Source organism: Streptomyces sp. NPDC057137 (genome assembly GCF_042670825.1).
Lineage (GTDB): Bacteria > Actinomycetota > Actinomycetes > Streptomycetales > Streptomycetaceae > Streptomyces.
This window is the reverse complement of the sequence record NZ_JBHUUW010000021.1, coordinates 64,410-83,297: the sequence shown is the minus strand read 5'-3', so window position 1 is coordinate 83,297 and position 18,888 is coordinate 64,410. Positions and strand designations below refer to the sequence as shown.

Here is an 18,888-nt window from a genome sequence, read left to right as displayed (position 1 = left end):
CCCGAGCAGGTTGTCCGACGGGTGGTCAGAAGAGCGGAAAATGCCCCTGACCAGCGAGAATGAGGATTGTCTAGGCCCTCGTTCCCGCGCCCGTCGGAGGCACTTTCCAGGTGAGTAAGCGTATCGGGTTGTACCCGCGTGTCCACGTGGAGGGTGGTGGCCGCGGGGCGGTCTCGCAGGCCGGGGCGGTGCTGCTGGTCGAGACGGTCCGTACGTCCGGCCTGGACACCGCGATATCAGCGGCAATGGCGCCGTGGCGCAAGCCGCGAACGGTGCACGATCCGGGCAGGATCCTTCTGGATGTGGCCCTGGCCGTCGCGCTGGGCGGAGACTGCCTGGCCGACATCGGCATGCTGCGGGCCGAGCCCGAGATGTTCGGCCCGGTGGCCTCCGATCCGACGGTCTCCCGTCTCGTCGACGCTCTCGCCGCAGCCGGGCCGAAGGCGCTCACCGCGATCCGGTCGGCGCGGGCAGAAGTACGGTCGCGGGTCTGGGAGTTGGCCGGTGCGGACGGTCCGGCCGCCGACGGCACCGTGATCGTGGACATCGACGGCGTGCTGGTCCTGGCGCACTCCGAGAAGCAGGACGCCACCGCGACCTGGAAGAAGACCTTCGGCCATCACCCGCTGGTGGCGTTCGTCGAGCACGGCCAGGCCGGGTCCGGAGAGCCGGTGGCTGCCCTGCTGCGGCCCGGCAACGCAGGCTCCAACACCGCCACCGATCACATCGAAACCACCCGGCTCGCCCTGGCCCAACTGCCCCGACACCTGCGGCGGGGCCGGCAGACGTTGATCCGCACCGACTCCGCCGGCGGTACCCATGCCTTCCTCGACTGGCTCTCCAGGCCCGGCCGGTGGCTGTCGTATTCCGTCGGAATGACCATCACCGACGCCATCCACCAGGCTGTCCTGAAGATTCCGAAGAAGGCGTGGACGCCGGCCTACGACGCCGGCGGCACCGAACGGGTGGGGGCCTGGGTCGCGGAGATCACCGACATGCCCGACCTGAGCACGTGGCCGAAGGGGATGCGGCTGGTCGTCCGCAAGGAACGGCCTCACCCCGGCGCCCAGTTGCGCTTCACTGACCTTGACGGGCTGCGGCTGACCTGCTTTGCGACCAATACAAAAGGCGGCCAGCTCGCCGACCTCGAACTGCGTCACCGCCGCCGGGCCCGCTGTGAGGACCGCATCCGAGGCGCCCGCGACACCGGCCTGCGGAATCTGCCCCTGCACGACACCGCCCAGAACCGGATCTGGCTGGAGATCGTCTCCCTCGCACTCGACCTCCTCGCCTGGATGCCGATGCTCGCCCTGACCGGCGCCACCCGCCGCTGGGAACCCAAGAAGCTCCGTCTGAGGCTGTTCTCCGCCGCCGCCCAGCTCGTGAGCGCCGGCCGCCGCCGCTGGCTCCGCTTCACTGCGCGATGGCCCTGGACCGACGAGATCACCCGGGCAATCGACCGGCTCAAGGCCCTGCCGAGCCCCGGCTGACCAGCCACACCGACCACCCCAACGATCCGCACCACCACACCGGAGCAGTGGAACCCCGGCGCTCACCCGACGCGACACTCGGGATGTTGGCCTGCCCACCCTCAGCCACCGAAAGCGAAACGGTCCGCCGACTCCGTCGGCGGACCGTCAAGAAAGATCGAGGCTAGATCCCAAAGCTCCCCGGAAACCCCAGCTCAGAGCCGCACCGCACTACAGCGCACAATCCCGAAACGATCACTAGATCTCCAGGTCAGCGCATCATCTATCTGGTGATCGTTAGCAGATTTGTCAGTGTCGCGCCTCGCCGCGTTGTCGTCGGTCGGCATGGCTCCGCCATGTCTCGGTCCTCGCCGGGCGTCAACACCCGTGACAGGTGGCGGCGATGGCTGGGGGTGCCCCTAAGGGTTTGGTCAAGCGCCCAGGATCGATACTGGGCATCGACTGTCTCTGTGGGGGAACCGATGAATGCGTGGGCAGAGGTTGGGTGGGGTGTGGTCTTTGGTGCCGCCACTTTGATGGTGGCGTTCAACTATCGCGATGTTGCGTGGCGGATCCATGGCTTCATGGCGAACACTGTAGGGGTCAATCGGCTCCTGACACCGGCGATGGTCAGGTTCACCTGTGGTGTTCTGGCCACCGCCTCGATTGTGAGCGTCGTGGTCGGTCTGGCCCGGCCCTGAGCGACTGGCGAGGATCCGTAGATGGTTCATCGCTGTGGTCGGCCGGGCTTCGTAGAAGGTGCCGTCGCGGAGCATGGCGAAGAGGACGTCGGCCCGGCGTCGGGCGCGGCAGAGGAGGGCTTGGGTGTGGTGCTTGCCCTGGGCGATTCTCTTGTCGTGGTAGGCCCGGGAGGACGGGTCGCCGAGGGCGGCGAACGCGGAGAGGAAGAAGGCGCGTTTGAGCTGCTTGTTCCCTCTGAGGGAGGGCTGTTCGCCTCTGATCGAGGAGCCCGGGTTGCGGGTGGCAGGGGCGAGTCCGGCGTAGGCGGCGGGTGGGCGGCGGTCGGGAAGTTGCTGCCGTCGCCGACCTCGATGCGCCGGTCCTGATCCCGACTCCTGACATCGAGATCAGAACCTGGGAAAAAGGGTGTGCCTCCAGCAGTTCCCCGATCCGGCCAGCCAGGAGCTTGCGCTGGTCAAGGAAGGCGGCGAGCGAGGCGGCCAGGCTCGGGACGATCAGCGCGGCCGCTTCGGTGCCGGGCACCACCACCGTCTGCTCGTCCAGCGCGGTGAATATGTCCTCGACCAGCCGTTCGGCCATGCGCGGCGCCTTCGGCCGCAGCAGCGTGACCAGGCGGCGCCGGCCTGCCTCGCGGATCTGGGCCGGTGACCCGAACCGCTCCAGCAGGGCCAGGACGGCCGAATACTGCAGCCGCGGCCCCAGCACCCGTTCCAGGGACGGGTGGATCTGGGTGAGCAGGCCGTGGAGCCGGTTCGCGACCCGGGTGGCCTCACCGGCCAGGTCGTCGTCGAAGCCGACGATCATCTCCAACTCGGCGATCGTCTCGTCCTCGAGGTCGATCGAGCGCAGGGTGTGGGGCATCGCGCGGGCGGCGTCGGCGATGATGAACGCGTCCCTCGCGTCTGTCTTGGCCTCGCCGGGATAGAGGTCGGCGATCCGCCGCATCGTCAGGCCGGGCAGCTAGGCGACCGGGCAGCCCATGTCCCGCACAACCGCCAGCGGCAGGGCTCCGATCGAGGCCAGCTGGTCTACCACGACCAGCACCGTTCCGTGCTTGGCCTGGAGTTTCGCGAACAGCTCGCGGAGCTTGGGCTCGGTGTTGAGCAGGCGTTTGTCGAACGCCTTCTTCCCGGCCGGGGTGACAGCGGTGGCGGAGTGTTCGCCCTTGCCGACGTCCAGGCCGACGTCGATGTCGCCGGTGTCAATCACGTGCGTCCTTTGGTTGTGCCCCGCCCGGCCTCACCCACGGCACCGTTCCGCCACATCCACATTGCGAAAAGCCTCCCGGACTGCCGGACAGGCCGGTGGTCATGCCCCTAATCAGCGGTCAGTCAGTGCCTCCGAGCCCGGTGACACCACCCCCGGATCATGTAACAAGGGGGGAAGTCATGCCGGACCCGGAGGCCGGGAGCCCCATTGCGGAACCACGAAAAAGGTAATGGGGGGCGGACCGATGGGAGATGTACGGGACAGCCTCAGCAACGGGCTGTACTGGTGCCTGGTGTCCTCCGTAGTGTTGCTGCCGGTCGGGTTCGCAACCAGGTGGTGGGGATGGGTCGCCCTGGGCTACGTGGCGATCATCAGCGGCAGCGTCATCGTGGGCGCGGTGCTGGCCGCCGGCGACTGGGTGCTGACGGCAGCGGCCTTCCTGCTGTGGCTGCTCTCCCTCGGAGTCAGCGTGGGCCTGGTCGTCTTCGGCGTGCACGCCATCGTGACGTTCGAGCCGTACTGCACGCCGTCCGAGACGGTCGACTGCCGCCTGCTGCTCAGCGGAAATGACGTGGGCGCGGCGAGCGTGACTCAGCAGCGCAGGAGCCTGGTCGTCGACTCGATGCTGCCTATCGGGGGCGGGGTCGTGATCGATGGTCGTCACCGTGCCCGGACCGGTGGGCTACGCCGACCCAGGGTCACTCACTGATTGCGTTGGTCTCGGAACCGGGGCTCGGCGGCTCCGGGACCGCTGGGGTGCTGTGCCGGTGAGCTCTGGGCTCGTAGGGCCGCGACTTCGTTTCGTAGGTCCGTCAGTTCCCGGTGCAGTGCCTGGATGGCGACGATGGCCACTCCGTTGGCATCGGTGCAGCAGATCGTTCGGTCGTTCTCACCGACCCCGAACGCCTTCCACCAGTCCTGCGCCATAGGGCCAAGGTGGCGTACGTGTGGCGGGTCCCAGTGGTACCGCCACGTGCTGACCGGCAGTTGCACCACCTGCTCCAGCACCTGGTAACCGTTGACCGGATCGCTGCCGCGCACCGCACCCGACTCGGCGGCCGACGCCAGACCGGCCGCCGAAGTACCGTGCCCCAGGCGCATTCTGACCAGTGCCGACATCCATCTCCTGGCCAGGGACGCTTTCGACCGCCAGTAGCTCATCGCTCCCAGACCACCGCGGCAACGTCGGTCTTCAACCCGCGATCCGAGAAGAGCAGGCTGCCCCCACCACCGCGGTTCTCAGGGCTGTTCACCGGCAGCTGGACCAGACTGCTGCCCACCCCGCTGCTGTATGCCGTCACGCCGGCAGCCGTGACCTCACGTTCCTTGTTGATCATCGTGGTGTCGTAAGCGGCATTGCCGGCCGCCAGAATGTTCGTGCTCGCGACGGCCGGAACGCTCAACGCACCTGTACCGGTAGCCGCCGTGGCTGTCAGCACCAGCAGACGGCGGGCAACGCGCTTCGTGGACATCAAGGATCCTTCCAGGCCGGGACACCGGGTGCGTCCGCGATACCTCTAACGGCCTAATTCCCTTGAAGACACGTAGGTTTCTGCGCCTCATCGCCCACCTCAGGCGCTGAACACGGCGTTGCGGCGAAGCAGTTCCGCGCACCACCGGAAGTGGCCGTCGCTTTCGTCCAGACCGAAGAGATCGTAGGTGGTGAGGGCGTATGCGGCCTGATAGGTGGTGAGAGTCGCCGGCGCGTACCCGAGCTCGCGGGCGAAGAGCCGGGTGAGTTCCGCGGTGTGCTCCTCGGCGTGCGGCCCGTACATGTCCCAGATGGCGGCGGTGACGGCGGCCTCGAAAGCCGGGTCGCCCGCGGTCGTATAGAAGCCGAAGTCGAGCACCGCGACGGGCCGGCCGGTGGCGTCGATGTGAATGTTGGGCGGGACGAGGTCGCCGTGGATCGCTGTCACCGGGGCGTCGGGCAGTGAGCGCAGTGCCCTTTGCGTGCGTGCGACTCCCGCGTCGAAGTCCGGCACGCAGCCGGCCGGGGCGGCACCGTGCCGGGTAGCGGCCCGGGCGACCAGGGCTGCGAGCGCGTCGCGGAAGCAGTCGTGATCCCGCCACAGCGGACGGTCATCCCCCTGGACAGTCAACTGCCGCATGGCGTCGGTGCCGGGTACGGAGGCCAGGCCACGCAGAACGGCAAGTAGTGCGCCGCTGTGCTGGGTGGGCAGTGCGCGCCCATAGTTCACGTATGCGGAGTCGGCTCGCATCGAGATCCCGGGCAACTCGCGCTCGTACGTCACCAGGACGCCGCCGTGGTCCTCGATGTCGAAGATCTCCGGGGTGGAGAACGGCAACGGGTGCCGCGCGATGTCCGCGTACACCTGGCGGGTGAGCGCGTACTCCGCTGGAGGCCGACCGCTCCACACCTTGGCGACCCGGCCCTCACCCAGCCGGTAGACGCCGCCCTCGACACCAGCACCGATGCGGCGGACGTCGGTGTGCCCGCGCTCGGCGAAGTGCGCAAGCCATGGGTCGGGGGGGTTGGGCTTCCCCGTTCTGGATGTTCTCCATCGCGTATTAGACCAGCGGCCGCGCCGACCTCCCTGGGCATATTCGCGCTGCGCGTCGCCCACACGCCGAGGGAGCGTGCCGGAGGTCAACAGGGAGGCGGCCGGCTGGGCCGCGCGCCGGACGGCAAAGGGCAACTGGGAAAAGAATCTTCCGGGCGGTGTCGAGAACGTGTCACCGGCTCCGACGTTCTCGGTGAAAGCCAATCCTGACCCCGCGACTGCGGGATCGAACAGAGGGAGACAGACATGACCACCGCCGGTTTCGACTACGCCATCACCCGCACCCTGGAGACGCCGACCGAGCAGGTCTGGGCCGCCTGGACCCGCCCAGACCAGTACGGGCAGTGGGCCAACGCCGAGGAAGTCTCCCTCGATGTCCGGCCCGGCGGCGCCTGGAGCTCCGTCATGGTCATCCCCGGCGGCACCCGCGTCCCGCTGTCCGGCCGCTACATCGAGGTCGTGGAGAACAAGCGACTGGTGATCGGCATGAGCGTTCCGGGCCGCGAGGAACTCGCCCTGATGACCGTCGACCTGACCGCCGACAGCGACGGCGACCGCACCCGGATCACCCTGTCCCAGACCTTCGAAAGCGTCGAAGATCGCGACCGGTCCGAGTACGGCAGCAACATGCTCCTGGACGGCCTCACCGCCTTCCTGGCAGGAGTCTGAGCCGGGTAACGTCCTTTTCCGGGAGGGCAGTTGAGTGCCCGCCGGTGAGTAGGCCGGTACGGCAGCGGTGCGGCCATCCGCCGCAACCCCCGGGGCAGTTCTTCGAACCGCGCGTCGACATCCCGCTCAGTCCCCCTGTGTACAGCTGCGCGCAAGTGTGCCAGGGGGCGGACGCGGCATCCCGCGCCGGCGGACGAAAGGCCCGGCCCGACCCGACCGGACCGGGGCCAACGACGGAACTCAGGGTGACTGGACGAAGTCCTTGGTGCGGATCGCGGCCAGAGAGACCACCCCGGCGGCGAGGGCGATGAGCGCGGCGACGAGGAGGATCTCGTTCAGGCCCGAGGTGAAGGCCGCCGTGGCGAGATGTTTGACCGGGGCGCGGGCCTCGGGCGGGAGGGAGTCGAGAGTCTGTGTGACCGTACCGGACTGAACAGCGGTCGAAATGCGCGAGCCGAACTCTCCGACACCCGGGATCGCACCGATGTGGTCGGTCACATAGGACTTGATCTTGCTGGAGAACAGGGTCCCCAGGAGAGCGATGCCGGTGGCGATGCCGATCTGGCGGAAGGTCGAGTTGATGCCCGAGGCCATGCCCGCGTGCGCGGGCTGGACGACACCGACGGCGGTCGACGCCAGCGGCGGATTGACCAGGCCGAGACCCGCCCCGGACATGATCATGCCCGGGATCAGATGGGTCCACTGGCTCGACGCGTCGAGGCCGCGCATCCACAGCAGCCCGCCGCCCACCAGCAGCAGACCGGGCCCGATCAGATACCGCACCGGCATCCGCGAGGAGAGCCGTCCGGACACCGTGGACACCACCAGGATACCGACGGAGATCAGCAACAGCCGCACACCCGCGCCCAGGGCGCTGTAGCCGAGCACGTCCTGGAGGTAGAGCACCAGGTACAGCAGCATCGACAGGAGTGAGGCGCTGAGACCGAAGGCCGCCACCAGACCGCCGGTGAAGGTCGGTTTACGGAAGAGCGACAGGTCGAACATCGCCTGCGGGGTGCGCAACTCGAGGGCCACGAAAGCGACCAGCAGCACGACCGACGCGGCCAGGCACGCGATGACGACCGGGTCGGAGAACGAGTCGTGGCTGGACTGGATGAGCGCGTACACCAGGCTGGACAGGGCGGCGGTGAAGAGTACGAAGCCCGGCCAGTCGGGGCGCTTGGCCTCGGGCTGACGGGACTCGGCGACCTTGATCATGGTGATCACGACGGCGATCGCACCGATCGGCAGGTTGACGTAGAAGATCCAGCGCCAGGACAGTCCTGTGGTGAGTACACCGCCGAGCAGCGGTCCGATGGCCACCGCGAGTCCGGTGATCGTGCCCCAGACCCCGAAGGCGACACCGCGGTCCTTGCCGCGGAAGGCGTCCGCCAGCAGCGCGAGTGAGACCGAGAACATGATGGAGCCGCCGACTCCCTGGAGACCACGGGAGAGTTGCAGCATCAGTGAGCCGTCGGCCATCCCGCAGAGCAGTGACGCGAGGCTGAAGATCACCAGGCCGATCACGTACAGCTTCCTGCGGCCGTAGATGTCGGCGAGGCTGCCCGCGGTGAGCAGCAGGGCGGCCAGGGTGAGGGAGTAGGCGTCGACGACCCACTGGAGGTCGGAGAAGCTGGCGTGGAGTGACCGCTGGATGTCGGGCAGTGCCACGTTCACGATGGTGATGTCCAGCAGCAGCATGAACGTGCCGAGGCATACGGCGGTCAGTGTCCACCACTTGTTCGGTGCGGGCGGGGCGTGCCCGGTCCCGGGTCTGCCGTGGTTGCGACGGTGTGGGCCGGCCCCGGAGGCGTGGGGGGCGCTGCCCGGGTGGGGGTCGTCCGGCTCGTTTTCAGGCATGCTCATTCCTTCTTCTCGGCCTGACGGGCGTGCCCGTCAGGCCGACTATCTCCTTCGGACGGCTCCGACCCTCTCTTCACCGCGCGGGCAGCCGGGCGAACCTGAGCCGCCCGGCGGCTGTGCGGAAGCGTCCTCGGCGCAGCGGGGGCGACAGCGTCGAGCAGGTACCGCACGAGCGCGCCGCGGCCGTGCCCTCGTCGACGACGCGGGCCACCTGTCCGACAGCACCACGGCCGCCGTCACGTACACCAACGGGGCTTCAACACGGCTGCCATCGGCAGAACTTGAGGGCATCGAACGCCCCCGGCCGCCAGAACTGTGACGGTCTGTCAGCCGGGCCCCACCACGCACCCGCCGGCGCGACAGCCGTCGCAGGGCGAGCCGCTCCCCAGTTGCGTGCTCACCGAATCGACCCTGTCGTTCGAGCCGTTGGGAAGTGTGACCGGGTCGGGTAGGTACGCGCCCGCCGAGAGGTGAGCATCCGTGCTCATGCCACGGCACCGTCCCGCAGTCGAGGATCATGAGTACCCCCCTCACGGAAGGCGCCGCCGGTGAACCCCAAGACGTACTCCACTCTCTACGGTCCGTGGCAGCCGTCCCCTGCCCCTCACCGTCGGCGGACGGCCGTCGCCGTGATGGCCGGTGTGCTGTGGGCTCTCACCCTCGTGTCCCTCGCCTGGCTCGCGTTCCTCGTCAGCATGACCACGGTCTGGGGCCTGGCGGCCGGGGTCTCTGCGGGAGGGCTCTTTCTTCGCTACGTGCTGATCGTCGCCGGATCTGCTGCCGCGCTCATCGCGCTGGCCTTCGCACCCGGCGTCCGCCGGCTCACGGCGGAAAGCCGCCTCCTCCTCGCAGGCGTCCTCGCCTTCCCCGTGCCCGCCATCCTCGCGATCACCACCTGGATCCAGACCGGTTGAAGACGTCGTGCCGGGCGGGGCGGGGTCGTGATGCTGTGCTGATGAGCCGGGAAACGTCGGAGGCGTAGGTCGTTCGACGGGTCCGTCCAGCCAGCCCGGTCCGACATCGCGGCCGTACGGTGAGCTGCGGCGAGGCCCACCGGGTTCGACAAGCGCGCGTACGTCTTACACAGCTCCGTCACCGTGGCTTCGGTCCGGCTCTGGCTCCGAGTGTGACTTGCTCCAGAACTGGGGAGTCGGGAGCCACGGCCGTGCAACTCCCGCCACTGGAGCGTGGCCTCATCGAATGCCACGGCCTGCCGGGCGTAAGGGATCATGGCCGTGGACCAACCGACGGACCGACGAGACATCGGGGGAAATCATGGTCGCGTTCCACGCGTCCGCACTGGACGGAGTCGCCCGCAACCCGGCGCTGCCGACACCGTTGCTGCTGCGCCTGCTCGCCTTCGACGGCGGCGGCAACGGTCCGCCGTGTCACGCCCTCCAACGGGCTGGACTTCCCGAGCAGGCCGTCACGGTGATCCTGGCCCACCCGAATCCAGGCGCTCGGATCGACCTCGCGATGAGCACCAAGGCGGAGCCCGCGCAGCGAGCCCGGCTCGCGGACGACCCCTCTCCCAAGGTGCGGGCCGCTCTCGCGTACGGCCCCGAGCTCGTCCCGCGTACGACGGTCGCGCCGCTGCCGGACGAGGTGTGCGCCCGCCTGCTCGCCGATCCCGACCCTTCCGTACGGGCGGCCCTGCTGAACTCGCCCCACCTGTTGCCGTCGTTCGTGGCCCCGCTGGCCACGCACCGCGATCCTGCGGCGCGCCGGAGCGCGACGCGCGCGTGGGCGATGCTGTCGCCGGGTGAGCGGTCGGCGCTGCTTGCCGACCCCGACCCCGAGGTGCGGCAGGCCGCTGCGCTGAGGGAGTGCCGGCAGGACGCACGCGTCACCGCCGGACTCCTCCGCGATCCGAAGTCCGCCGCCGAGGCGCTGCGGCGTGGGCTTCTCCACCGCGCCGACGCCGAGCGGTGCGTCGCCGAGCGGACACACCTGGCCGCCCTCGCCGAGAACCCGTCGTTGCCCACCGACCTCGTGGAACGACTCGCCGTCGACCCCGACGAGGACGTACGGCTCGCGGTCTCCGTCAGGCCGGAACTGGACGAGACACGACGCATGTCGATCGACTTCACGGTGCAAGCCTTCGCCAGAGGGGACGTGGAGTGGATACGGGACGGGCTCGCCGACCCCGAGGTGCTGCGACGGGCCGCGACCTCCGCCCACCCGCTGCTCCGGCGCACCGCCGCCCAGAGCCCCCACCTGCCGCCCGACCTCCTGCACCTGCTCACGCGCATCGAGGACCCGGTGGTGGAGGACCTCTTGGGCGTGTATAACCCCGACACCCCGGAGGAGATCCTGATGCGTGTGTACGCGCGACTCGGTGGCACGTTCTCCGCCTGGATGGCGGAGACGCACCCCCGCTTCCCCCGCGAGGGCCTCGCCGCACGCTACGCGGACCACCCGGACGGCAACTACCGCCGGCTGGCCGTCCGGGATCCCGCCGCCACACCCGTGCTGATCGAACGGCTCAGCCATGACCCGGCGGTCTGGACACGCCAGGAGGCGGCCGGCGACCCGCGCCTCCCGCTCCGTCGGCTCCGCGAGGTGCTGCATGTCCCTGAACTGGCCTCCAGCGCGGGTGCCAACCCGGCGCTCCCCGAGGACGAGATGGCCGCCGTCCTGGACCGGGCCGGCGTTCCCGCCTGACCGCTGCGCAGAACCGCCCCGACCTGCGCCGCTCCCCTACGGCTCGTACAGGCGGGCCCGCCCGAAGCCATGATCGACCAGACACCTCCAGGCCGTGTTCTAGAAGTTGCTGTTGCGCCGAGTGGGCCGTCCGGGGAAGTCCCGGTCGGCCATCCAGATCGTGAGGTCGCGTGCGATCCGGTCGATGCTGTTTTCGGTGGTGACGTCGTGTTCGGGTCGGGCGATGTCGCGGCGGACGACTTCGTAGCCGCCATCGTCCAGGACTGCGACGGAGGTGAACCAGGCCGGGTCGTCTTCGTCGGGCTGGATGACGACGAAGGTGTTGTCCGAGTCGTTGAGGTCGTCGATCAGCATGAACAGCGCGTCCTCGGAAGGGTCGTCGATGCGGTCGCCATTCTCGCTGTCCGCGCGGTAATACGCAGCCCCCATCGCCTCTGGCTCCTCTCGCCCCGCTCACCTGGACGCGGTTAGGATGACATGCGGGACTGACGCTCCCGGCAGGTCACAGCCATTCGTTGATCGCGGCGACGAGGAGGGTTGTCTCGAAGCGGAGCGCGAGCTTGTCGAACCGGTAGCCACCGCCCGGTTCCGCTTGAGCCGGTTGCTGCCGCACTCGACCGCATGCCGGGCCTTGCAGTCCTCACGGTCGAAAGCCGGATGCCGCCCGCCGACCGTTCCCCGGCGTCTGCAGTGGCTGGCCTGGTCGGCGGGTTCCGGAATCGTGCAGCGGATGCCCCGCCGACGTAGATACGCACGGTTCGCCCGCGACGAATAAGACGTCGTTTCTTTTGGGTGTTGCGCGTGCCGCTGAACGGCTCAGATGTGTGTCAGTGCGGTGTGAGAGCCTCCGGGCATGAGCTACGACCTGGCTGTCTGGGAAGGCGATCGGCCTCCGGATGAAAGGACGGCCCGCCGCTTCTTCAGTGACCTGTACGACCGCTATCTCGATGGCGAGGACGGGGAGCCGGCGTCCGAGCTCATCGCGGCCTACGTCACCGCTCTTCTTGAGCAGTGGTGCGATATCACCGAAGACGAGGGGGAGACCTCGCCCTGGTCGGTCGGGCCGTTGATCGATGGTGCAAGCGGTCCGCTCATCTACTTCGGAATGAGATGGAGCATGGCCGAGGAAGTGTCAGCGTACGCGGCAGCCCTGGCTGACTCGATGGGGCTGATCTGTTTCGACGTGCAGCAGGACCGGCTCAGGCCCTGAGCAGAGTGGCCAGTCGGCGGTGGCAGATGAGGAGTGCGGCTATGCCGACAAAGGCGAGGAAGTGCTCGGCCTCACACTGCGGAAAAAATTCGGTCTGACCTGCGGCAACTCCGCGCTGAAGGGCGCCTCTGTGGTTCGTGCGACGCCCGAAGCCGTAAACGCGAAACCTGTGCACGGTGCCACCGCGATGGCCAGCGCGCGTCGCTCGTCGCCCCGAGGGACCGATCTGCAACCGTTGCTACCGCGCCGACCCCACCACGTTCGAGGAGTGCGCCGAATGCGGGCAGCTCCGACACCCCGTGGTACGACGGGACGACGGCCGAGGGCTATGCATCAAGTGCTGGAAACACCCCATGCACACCTGCGTGAGCTGCGGAAAGACCGCAGCCGCCGCCCTCGTTGATGACGACGGCGCACTCTGCCACCTCTGCTACAACCGTCATCGCCGGCCACGGCGGCTCTGCGGTCGGTGCGGACAGCTCAAGCGCATCGCACGCAACGCGCGCGACGGGCAGCCGGACCTCTGCGACGGCTGCTACCAGGGCCCCGACGCGACCTGCTCGATCTGCAGCCGAGTCCGCCCCTGCGCCAGTCGCGACGAACAGGGACAGCCGGTCTGCGCCACCTGCTACCAGCGTCATCGCACCGGCGAGCCGTGCGCCCGCTGCGGCCGGACCAAGCCGGTCAACACCCGTTGGCCGATCGGGCCGGTCTGCATGACCTGCTACACCGCCGTGCTCCGCTCACCGGCCGAGTGCTCTCGCTGCGGCATGGTCCAGCCACTGATCGCGCGGGATGACGGCGGTGCCGATGTCTGCGGACCATGTGTCGGCTTCGCCGCCGACCACACCTGCAAGCAGTGCGGCCGGACCGGCAACCCCCACGGCCACGGCCGATGCGCTCACTGTGTCCTCGCCGAGCGGGTCAACGCCCTGCTGGCCGGGCCCGACGGCACGATCACCTCGCAGCTGGAACCGTTCGCGGCCGCGCTGGCCACCGCTCCCTCACCGTTCCCCGCCATCCAGTGGCTCAAGGAGAGTCCGAACACCAAGCTCCTCGCCCAGCTGGCGTCCGAAGGACACGAGCTCAGCCACGAGCTGCTGGACGAGCTCCCGCCCAGCAGGAACCAGCGCTATATCCGCCAACTCCTGTTACACACGGGGGTCTTGGAGGAACGTAATGAAGACCTCGAACGCATCCCGGGCTGGCTGGAGCACGAGCTTGCGGACAAGCCGGCCGCACACGCCAGCCTCACCCGCCCGTTCCTGAACTGGTTCCTGCTCCGACGCGCACGCCAACGGGCCGCAATGCGCCGCCACCCCGCCTCTGCCGACCGCGACCTGCGGCGCCGCGTCAGCGTCGCCCTGGACTTCCTGGCCTGGGTCGACCAGCGCAGCCGGGCTCTCACCGATCTCACCCAGGAGCACATCGACGACTGGATCGCAGGAGCCACCAGCCAACGCCGCTACCTGATCCGGTACTTCCTGAAATGGACCACGAGCCGCCAGCTCACCCGCGAGCTGACCGTCCCCTCCATCCCGAGCCAGGAGCCCCAGAACCTGCTCGACGAGGACGATCGATGGCCACTTCTCCTGCACTGCTTGACCGACGATGCCCTGCCCACGGACGTCCGCGCTGCCGGCGCGATCACCCTGCTGTTTGGCCCGTCCACCGAACGCCTCTGCCACCTGACGCCCGAGCACCTCAAGTTCGGCGACAAGGACGCCCACCTCGTCCTCGGCCGCCACCCCGTCCTACTGCCTCCAAGACTCGCCGAGCTCCTGCGGCACCTCTCCGAGCAACCCCAGCTGCGGCCGCAGCTCTCGCGAGTTCGCCCGGGTCCTCGATGGCTCTTTCCGGGCATGGTCCCGGGCAAGCCGATCTCGACGCACGGCATGACCCAGAAGCTCAACAGGCACGGCATCCCGGTTCGCAACGCGGCGCTGGCCGCCCTCGCGGCTGATCTCCCCAGCCCGATCCTCGCCGACGTGACCGGGATGCACCGCCACACCGCACTCCGCTGGGTCGCCTACGCCCGAAGGGACTGGGCCGAGTACCTCGCCGCCCGCGCCGAGCGCGAGGCCAACAAGCGGTAAGAGAATTGGTCCGGCAGGTCATTCGCCGCTGGGGGCTGGATGATGCCTTGCGACAGGTGAGGCACCTATGGCGCGGGGAGGTGTGGCCATTGGTTGCTGCGGATCTGGCCAGGGCGAGAGCGGGCCGCTTCGCGGGCGAACCGGAGTTGCTACTTTCGGTCGCGCCTACGATCACCGCTCGGCACGGCACGACGTGCTACCGCAGATCTCCGTATGATGCCGACGGAGGTCCAGAAGCCGGGCACGACTCCAGGGGGAGATTTGCGTCAGACAGCGATCGTCTTCGTGCATGGGCTGTTCTCCTCGCCGGCCACCTGGACGCCGTTGCGGCAAGAGTTATCCGCGATCCCCGCCGTGGCGGACCAGTTCGACTTCCTGTTTTTCGAGTACGCGACGCGACCAGTCACCTGGAACCCTCTGCGTCGTATGCCGGATCTGGACACCGTGGCCGAGAGCCTGCGCAGCTTCATCGGGGATCTCGCCACCGAACACGAACGGGTAGTCCTGGTCACCCACAGTCAGGGCGGCCCTGGTTGCCCAGCGGTTTCTGTCCCGCATGCTGCAGGCGGGCCGAGGCAAAGATCTCGCAAGGATTCGCCGGCTGGTGATGTTTGCTTGTCCTAACAACGGGTCTGATCTGTTCCTGCTGGCTCGTAAAGGACTGATCCCGATGACCCGAAATACCCAGGAGCGCGAACTCAAGCCGCTGCAGTCCTCGGTGCTGGAAACACAACGCAGGATCCTCGACGGAATCGTCAGGGCCCTGGATGTCTCACGGGACCGATGCCCAATCCCGATCGTCGCTTACGCCGGTGAGAGTGACAATGTGGTTGTTCCGTCCTCCGCCGCTGGTTTCTTCCCTGAGACGGTTGTACTCCCTGGTGACCATTTCTCTGCCATCCGGCCGAACGGACCGGACAGCCGACTCGTCCACGCAGTTCGCAAGGAGTTGGCGCGAGCTTTGGACGAGCCGTTCCCTCTTGAGCCGCAGCCTGAGGCGGACATTCCACATCACCGCCGACCGGCCCCTGCCGTTGCTGACGTTCTGAAAGAGCTGGAGGTCGTCGGCCCGATTACCGTCCCCGCCAGCGGCACCGTAAGCCACCCAACCGAATTCTTCCTCCACGGCGGACCAGTAGAGCAGCTCAGGAATGTCGACATCGTAGTCTCCTCGGAGAACACCTACCTTCAACTCTCCCAGTTCTTCAAACCGTCGACCTCTGGCAGCCTTCGCTGGGCTGCAGCCGAGAAGAGTGCAAGCGGCCAGATCCTCGAGGACGTCGCCGGCGAGCACCTCTCCACCTGGCTTCGCGGCCACGGCATTTACGGTCTGCCTGTCCCGGAGGGGACGGTGGCACCGACGCCATCCGGCGCGCTTCGACGACGAAACGTCCAAAGAATCTATCACGCGGCTATTGCCACCCCTATGTCTGGTACAAACAACTACAGAATTGCACCTCAGGCGATTCCCCGGGCCGTGCACAACACCTTCGACTTGGCCAGACGGGAGAGAGAAGGGCTGGGGATCCCTTTGTCTTCCATCTGCTTCCCACTCTTCGGAGCGGGGCGCGGGAGGATGAGTGTGGTGGAGAGCTTCGAGTTGATCTGGGAGTCGATGATGAGTGAACTAGCTGACGACCCGGGTTGGAGCATCCACTTCACGACCCGCCGCAGGACGATCTTCGATCTCCTGTACGGCCGACTCCAGGCGAAGAAACGAGCATACGACCAGATCATGTAGGGAGACGCACGGTGTCTTCGTCCGATGTGGTTCTCCCCTCGCGATCGGTGTGCCTGAGCCATGTGTTCGACAAGCACCTGCGCCGTCACCTTGGCCAGTCACTGACCTCAAGACACTGCTCTTTCTGTGCCCAGGAGGATCCGACCGGGCCAATTGCCGTTGACTTTGACTGCCTCGCCCGGAGTGTCATGGAAGGTGTCCATGAGAAGTACGAGCGGCTGGACAAGCTCGAGCCAGGCATCCCCACAGGCGTTGTCGTCGAGGACGTCTGCCGCGGGGGTCTGGACCCACAAGTAACTCGTGCTGTGCAGGCCTGGGCACAGCACGCCTCCTGGCAGCTCCGTGCGCCCCTCCAGCGCCAGGAGCAGGACGGGGCCGCTCTGGAGCCGTGGTCCGCCTTTCGGGATCGGGTCACACACCAGCGACGGTTCACCCTGTTGGCTGGCGTCGGTCCGCACGAGCGGTCTCAGCTGGACATGCTTGATGGCGTGTCAGCCGTCCTGGAAGGGCTGGGGCTGGTTCGTACGCTGCCGGCTGGCCACCAGGTATGGCGCGGCCGGATGAGGAGGGATACCACCTACCCGGGCTACGTTGCTGCCACCATCGGGTCCACTCCCCGGGATCGGGCCACGGCCAATCGTATGAGCCCAGCAGGCGTGTCGATGTTCTACGGTTCCGCAGACGTGGAAACCGCCGTCGCGGAAATATCGGCACACGATCCACGCCCCTACGCAGCAGTGGCGGCCTTCGAACTGGTTCGTCCGGTTCCTGTGATCGACCTGTCGATCGTCCCTGCCTCTCCCAGCATCTTTGCCCCGGACCGCGGGTCCCTTCTCTATCAGGTCGAGTTCATCCGTTCCTTCGCTGCAGACTTGAGCCAGCCCGTGGTGCTGGACGGGCGAGAACACACCGCGTACGTCCCTACTCAGGTCCTCACCGAATATTTCCGTTGGCTGTCCCCCCTGCACGCGGAGGGCATCATCTTCCGTTCCGCGCAGAACGGGGGCGTCAACTACGCGATGTTCACCGGGCCCGAAGGGTGCATCGATGCTCGAGTAGACAAGCCCGGCGCGATGCTTCGTCTCCAGCCGCGTACTGAGCTGGTGGTCGCGCGTGCTTCGCATAAAGCACGTGTTGTCACTCCGCCATAAGCCTTCGATGGTCGAGCCGTTATGCGTTCTGATGAGGTCTCGAGCCAGGCTGTGTCACTCTCCGTGGCTGGAGCCCGTCGCCTGACCGGAGGATCTCACCCAGGCACCAAAGAAGCCCTCCGGCCTGGGTCGGTGCCCTGAATACCGCACGGTTGGAATAACCCCCTCCCGCCAGTAATCCGGGAGATCAGCCGCGGCGGCCGGGTCGACGAGTTCTTCGGCGCTCCCGCAGTCGTCTCCCGCAAGCGCAAACAAGATCCCGGCAGGCCGCTGGAGCACTGGTGGATCACGGAACCGGTCGCCCGCGCGGTCGTGGTCGCCGAAGAACTCGCGCTCCATCCCGAACTCGTCTTCGCCGATCCCGGCCTGCCCGAAACCGCCGATCGCTTCAGCGCGAGCCAGAAGTTCATCGACCACTTCGTCCGGCATGTCAACGCACACCGCCAGGACACCGGACTGCCGGAGATCCCGGACGACCACATTGCGCCGCACCAGTTCCGCAAGACGATGTCCATGCTGGTCAGCAACGAGCACGGCGCCGAGATCGCCCTGGGACTCCAGCTCAAACACGCCGCGGTCCGGGCCCTGGCCAACCGATCCACCCAGGGCTATGCCGCCTCCGACACCCGTTGGGCCCGCCTGCTGGACACCGCGATCGAGCACACCCGGTTCAACCGCCTGCACGAACTCTACGAACGGCACCACGCGGGCGAGACCATCGGCTACGGCCCAGGTGCCGAGAATCTCGCCAACACCTTCGACGCGGTCAAGAGGGCGGCTGACGAGGCGACCCGCGCCGCTAAGAGCGGTGACAAGCGGACCGAATACGACATGCTCCGCAAGACCCGTGTCTCACTCCGCTTCGGCAAGCTCAACCACTGCACCTTCGACCAGGACCGGCCCGACGGGGCGAAGTGCATCGAGGAGGCGGTCATCCCGCCCGGCCACACCGGCCCCCTGATCGACCGCTGCCAGCCCAGCCGCTGTCACAACAGCGTGATCACCTCCGAGCACCTGAAGATCTGGCGGAGTGAGGAGACCAGCCTGCTGACCCTGCTGGAGACACCGAAGCTCCCTCGATGCCGCCGCGATCAGCTCAACGTCCAGCTCGACGACGTCCGATCCGTGATCCGGAGGCCGATAAATGATCGGCACCCGCATCTCCGACCAGGCCCAGAAGGCCCTGCGAACCGCCATGGAACGGCTCCTGGCGGGCAAGCCCACCCGCACCGACGGACGTCTGATCAAGGAGAACCTCTACAAGGAAGCCGACGTCAGCAGGGCCACGATGAACCGGGCCCTCGACATCCTCACCGAGTGGAACGAGCGGACAGCCGCGACCGGCGCCCGCACCCCCGGCGAAGCCCGCCGAGACAGCGAACTCGCTGAAGTCCGGAGTCAGTTGAAAGAACTGAAGCGTGAGCGGACCCAGCTCCAGGGCCGCCTCGACGCAGCAGCCACCGTGATCGCTGCCCTGCACCATGACAACGCGGGCCTACGCGAAGAACTCGCCGGACGCGGCACCATCGTTGCGCTCGACGAACGACGCACCTCCCGAACCGAAACGATCGGCCCATGCTGACCCCGGG

General features: G+C 67.7%; 18 protein-coding genes and 1 pseudogene. 12 read left to right on the top strand and 7 right to left on the bottom strand.

All coding sequences use genetic code 11. The features are described from left to right. Window positions 1-110: 110 nt before the first annotated feature. Together ACFT9I_RS18935 and ACFT9I_RS18930 are read left to right on the top strand one after the other, a co-directional pair. Window positions 111-1,490 (top strand): IS1380 family transposase, encoded by a 1,380-nt coding sequence (locus ACFT9I_RS18935; RefSeq protein ID WP_382565585.1) that lies wholly within the window; start codon window positions 111-113, stop codon window positions 1,488-1,490. A gap of 461 nt (window positions 1,491-1,951) precedes the next feature. Continuing rightward, window positions 1,952-2,170: a hypothetical protein gene (locus tag ACFT9I_RS18930; RefSeq protein ID WP_382565647.1), complete on the top strand. Its 219-nt coding sequence runs from the start codon at window positions 1,952-1,954 to the stop codon at window positions 2,168-2,170. A gap of 42 nt (window positions 2,171-2,212) precedes the next feature. On the opposite strand, the pseudogene ACFT9I_RS18925 reads toward ACFT9I_RS18930, so the two are convergent. Next, window positions 2,213-3,377 (bottom strand): annotated as a pseudogene (locus tag ACFT9I_RS18925) (IS110 family transposase); the annotation flags it as partial. A gap of 247 nt (window positions 3,378-3,624) precedes the next feature. On the opposite strand from ACFT9I_RS18925, the gene ACFT9I_RS18920 reads away from it, so the two are divergent. Further along, a complete protein-coding gene (locus ACFT9I_RS18920; RefSeq protein WP_382565584.1) occupies window positions 3,625-4,089 on the top strand; it encodes a hypothetical protein in 465 nt (154 codons plus the stop codon). Here ACFT9I_RS18920 and ACFT9I_RS18915 read toward each other — a convergent pair. From ACFT9I_RS18915 to ACFT9I_RS18905, 3 genes are all read right to left on the bottom strand, one after another. Then, the gene (locus ACFT9I_RS18915) at window positions 4,083-4,499 is read right to left on the bottom strand and encodes a tail fiber domain-containing protein (protein WP_382565582.1); all 417 of its coding nucleotides are present in this window, start codon (window positions 4,497-4,499) and stop codon (window positions 4,083-4,085) included. The genes ACFT9I_RS18920 and ACFT9I_RS18915 overlap by 7 nt on opposite strands. A gap of 38 nt (window positions 4,500-4,537) precedes the next feature. After that, a complete protein-coding gene (locus ACFT9I_RS18910; protein WP_382565579.1) occupies window positions 4,538-4,852 on the bottom strand; it encodes a hypothetical protein in 315 nt (104 codons plus the stop codon). Between the two features lie 99 nt (window positions 4,853-4,951). Then, a complete protein-coding gene (locus tag ACFT9I_RS18905) occupies window positions 4,952-5,968 on the bottom strand; it encodes an aminoglycoside phosphotransferase family protein (protein WP_382565578.1) in 1,017 nt (338 codons plus the stop codon). 183 nt (window positions 5,969-6,151) lie between these two features. On the opposite strand from ACFT9I_RS18905, the gene ACFT9I_RS18900 reads away from it, so the two are divergent. Next, window positions 6,152-6,574 (top strand): SRPBCC domain-containing protein, encoded by a 423-nt coding sequence (locus tag ACFT9I_RS18900; protein WP_382565577.1) that lies wholly within the window; start codon window positions 6,152-6,154, stop codon window positions 6,572-6,574. 240 nt (window positions 6,575-6,814) lie between these two features. Here the strand turns inward: ACFT9I_RS18900 and ACFT9I_RS18895 are convergent, their stop codons facing one another. After that, window positions 6,815-8,434 carry a DHA2 family efflux MFS transporter permease subunit gene (locus ACFT9I_RS18895; protein ID WP_382565575.1) on the bottom strand — a complete coding sequence of 540 codons (1,620 nt, stop codon included), beginning with the start codon at window positions 8,432-8,434 and terminating at the stop codon, window positions 6,815-6,817. A gap of 551 nt (window positions 8,435-8,985) precedes the next feature. Here ACFT9I_RS18895 and ACFT9I_RS18890 point away from each other — a divergent pair. After that, window positions 8,986-9,351: a hypothetical protein gene (locus ACFT9I_RS18890; protein ID WP_382565573.1), complete on the top strand. Its 366-nt coding sequence runs from the start codon at window positions 8,986-8,988 to the stop codon at window positions 9,349-9,351. A 361-nt stretch (window positions 9,352-9,712) separates the two neighbouring features. Then, entirely contained in the window at window positions 9,713-11,101 is a 1,389-nt protein-coding gene (locus tag ACFT9I_RS18885) for a Mucin-2 (RefSeq protein WP_382565571.1), read from the top strand. Window positions 11,102-11,200: 99 nt separating this feature from the next. Here ACFT9I_RS18885 and ACFT9I_RS18880 read toward each other — a convergent pair whose 3' ends face one another. Further along, the gene (locus ACFT9I_RS18880) at window positions 11,201-11,530 is read right to left on the bottom strand and encodes a hypothetical protein (protein WP_382565570.1); all 330 of its coding nucleotides are present in this window, start codon (window positions 11,528-11,530) and stop codon (window positions 11,201-11,203) included. A gap of 424 nt (window positions 11,531-11,954) precedes the next feature. On the opposite strand from ACFT9I_RS18880, the gene ACFT9I_RS18875 reads away from it, so the two are divergent. The 5 genes from ACFT9I_RS18875 (at window position 11,955) to ACFT9I_RS18855 (ending at window position 17,299) form a co-directional block, all read left to right on the top strand. Then, window positions 11,955-12,311: a hypothetical protein gene (locus ACFT9I_RS18875; RefSeq protein ID WP_382565568.1), complete on the top strand. Its 357-nt coding sequence runs from the start codon at window positions 11,955-11,957 to the stop codon at window positions 12,309-12,311. Between the two features lie 353 nt (window positions 12,312-12,664). Next, window positions 12,665-14,407, top strand: coding sequence for an XRE family transcriptional regulator (locus tag ACFT9I_RS18870; protein WP_382565566.1), 1,743 nt, complete (start codon window positions 12,665-12,667; stop codon window positions 14,405-14,407). 213 nt (window positions 14,408-14,620) lie between these two features. Continuing rightward, window positions 14,621-15,031: an esterase/lipase family protein gene (locus ACFT9I_RS18865; protein WP_382565565.1), complete on the top strand. Its 411-nt coding sequence runs from the start codon at window positions 14,621-14,623 to the stop codon at window positions 15,029-15,031. Continuing rightward, on the top strand, window positions 14,964-16,148 hold the full coding sequence (locus ACFT9I_RS18860) for a hypothetical protein (RefSeq protein WP_382565563.1): 1,185 nt from the start codon (window positions 14,964-14,966) through the stop codon (window positions 16,146-16,148). Before ACFT9I_RS18865 ends, ACFT9I_RS18860 begins: the two co-directional genes overlap by 68 nt. 11 nt (window positions 16,149-16,159) lie before the next feature. Further along, entirely contained in the window at window positions 16,160-17,299 is a 1,140-nt protein-coding gene (locus tag ACFT9I_RS18855; protein ID WP_382565561.1) for an RES family NAD+ phosphorylase, read from the top strand. A 54-nt stretch (window positions 17,300-17,353) separates the two neighbouring features. On the opposite strand, the gene ACFT9I_RS18850 is transcribed toward ACFT9I_RS18855, so the two are convergent. Beyond that, complete coding sequence (locus ACFT9I_RS18850; RefSeq protein ID WP_382565559.1) at window positions 17,354-18,004, bottom strand: hypothetical protein; 651 nt, start codon at window positions 18,002-18,004, stop codon at window positions 17,354-17,356. A 439-nt stretch (window positions 18,005-18,443) separates the two neighbouring features. On the opposite strand from ACFT9I_RS18850, the gene ACFT9I_RS18845 reads away from it, so the two are divergent. Continuing rightward, complete coding sequence (locus ACFT9I_RS18845) at window positions 18,444-18,881, top strand: hypothetical protein (protein ID WP_382565558.1); 438 nt, start codon at window positions 18,444-18,446, stop codon at window positions 18,879-18,881. The last annotated feature ends 7 nt before the right edge of the window (window positions 18,882-18,888 follow it).

Excerpts from the sequence above, each read along its gene's own strand:
- ACFT9I_RS18930 (WP_382565647.1), top strand. The coding sequence starts at position 1,952 with ATGAATGCGTGGGCAGAGGTTGGGTGGGGTGTGGTCTTTGGTGCCGCC.
- ACFT9I_RS18920 (WP_382565584.1), top strand. The coding sequence starts at position 3,625 with ATGGGAGATGTACGGGACAGCCTCAGCAACGGGCTGTACTGGTGCCTG.
- ACFT9I_RS18915 (WP_382565582.1), bottom strand. The coding sequence starts at position 4,499 with ATGTCGGCACTGGTCAGAATGCGCCTGGGGCACGGTACTTCGGCGGCC.
- ACFT9I_RS18910 (WP_382565579.1), bottom strand. The coding sequence starts at position 4,852 with ATGTCCACGAAGCGCGTTGCCCGCCGTCTGCTGGTGCTGACAGCCACG.
- ACFT9I_RS18900 (WP_382565577.1), top strand. The coding sequence starts at position 6,152 with ATGACCACCGCCGGTTTCGACTACGCCATCACCCGCACCCTGGAGACG.
- ACFT9I_RS18895 (WP_382565575.1), bottom strand. The coding sequence starts at position 8,434 with ATGCCTGAAAACGAGCCGGACGACCCCCACCCGGGCAGCGCCCCCCAC.
- ACFT9I_RS18885 (WP_382565571.1), top strand. The coding sequence starts at position 9,713 with ATGGTCGCGTTCCACGCGTCCGCACTGGACGGAGTCGCCCGCAACCCG.
- ACFT9I_RS18880 (WP_382565570.1), bottom strand. The coding sequence starts at position 11,530 with ATGGGGGCTGCGTATTACCGCGCGGACAGCGAGAATGGCGACCGCATC.
- ACFT9I_RS18875 (WP_382565568.1), top strand. The coding sequence starts at position 11,955 with ATGAGCTACGACCTGGCTGTCTGGGAAGGCGATCGGCCTCCGGATGAA.
- ACFT9I_RS18870 (WP_382565566.1), top strand. The coding sequence starts at position 12,665 with ATGCACACCTGCGTGAGCTGCGGAAAGACCGCAGCCGCCGCCCTCGTT.
- ACFT9I_RS18865 (WP_382565565.1), top strand. The coding sequence starts at position 14,621 with ATGATGCCGACGGAGGTCCAGAAGCCGGGCACGACTCCAGGGGGAGAT.
- ACFT9I_RS18860 (WP_382565563.1), top strand. The coding sequence starts at position 14,964 with ATGCTGCAGGCGGGCCGAGGCAAAGATCTCGCAAGGATTCGCCGGCTG.
- ACFT9I_RS18845 (WP_382565558.1), top strand. The coding sequence starts at position 18,444 with ATGATCGGCACCCGCATCTCCGACCAGGCCCAGAAGGCCCTGCGAACC.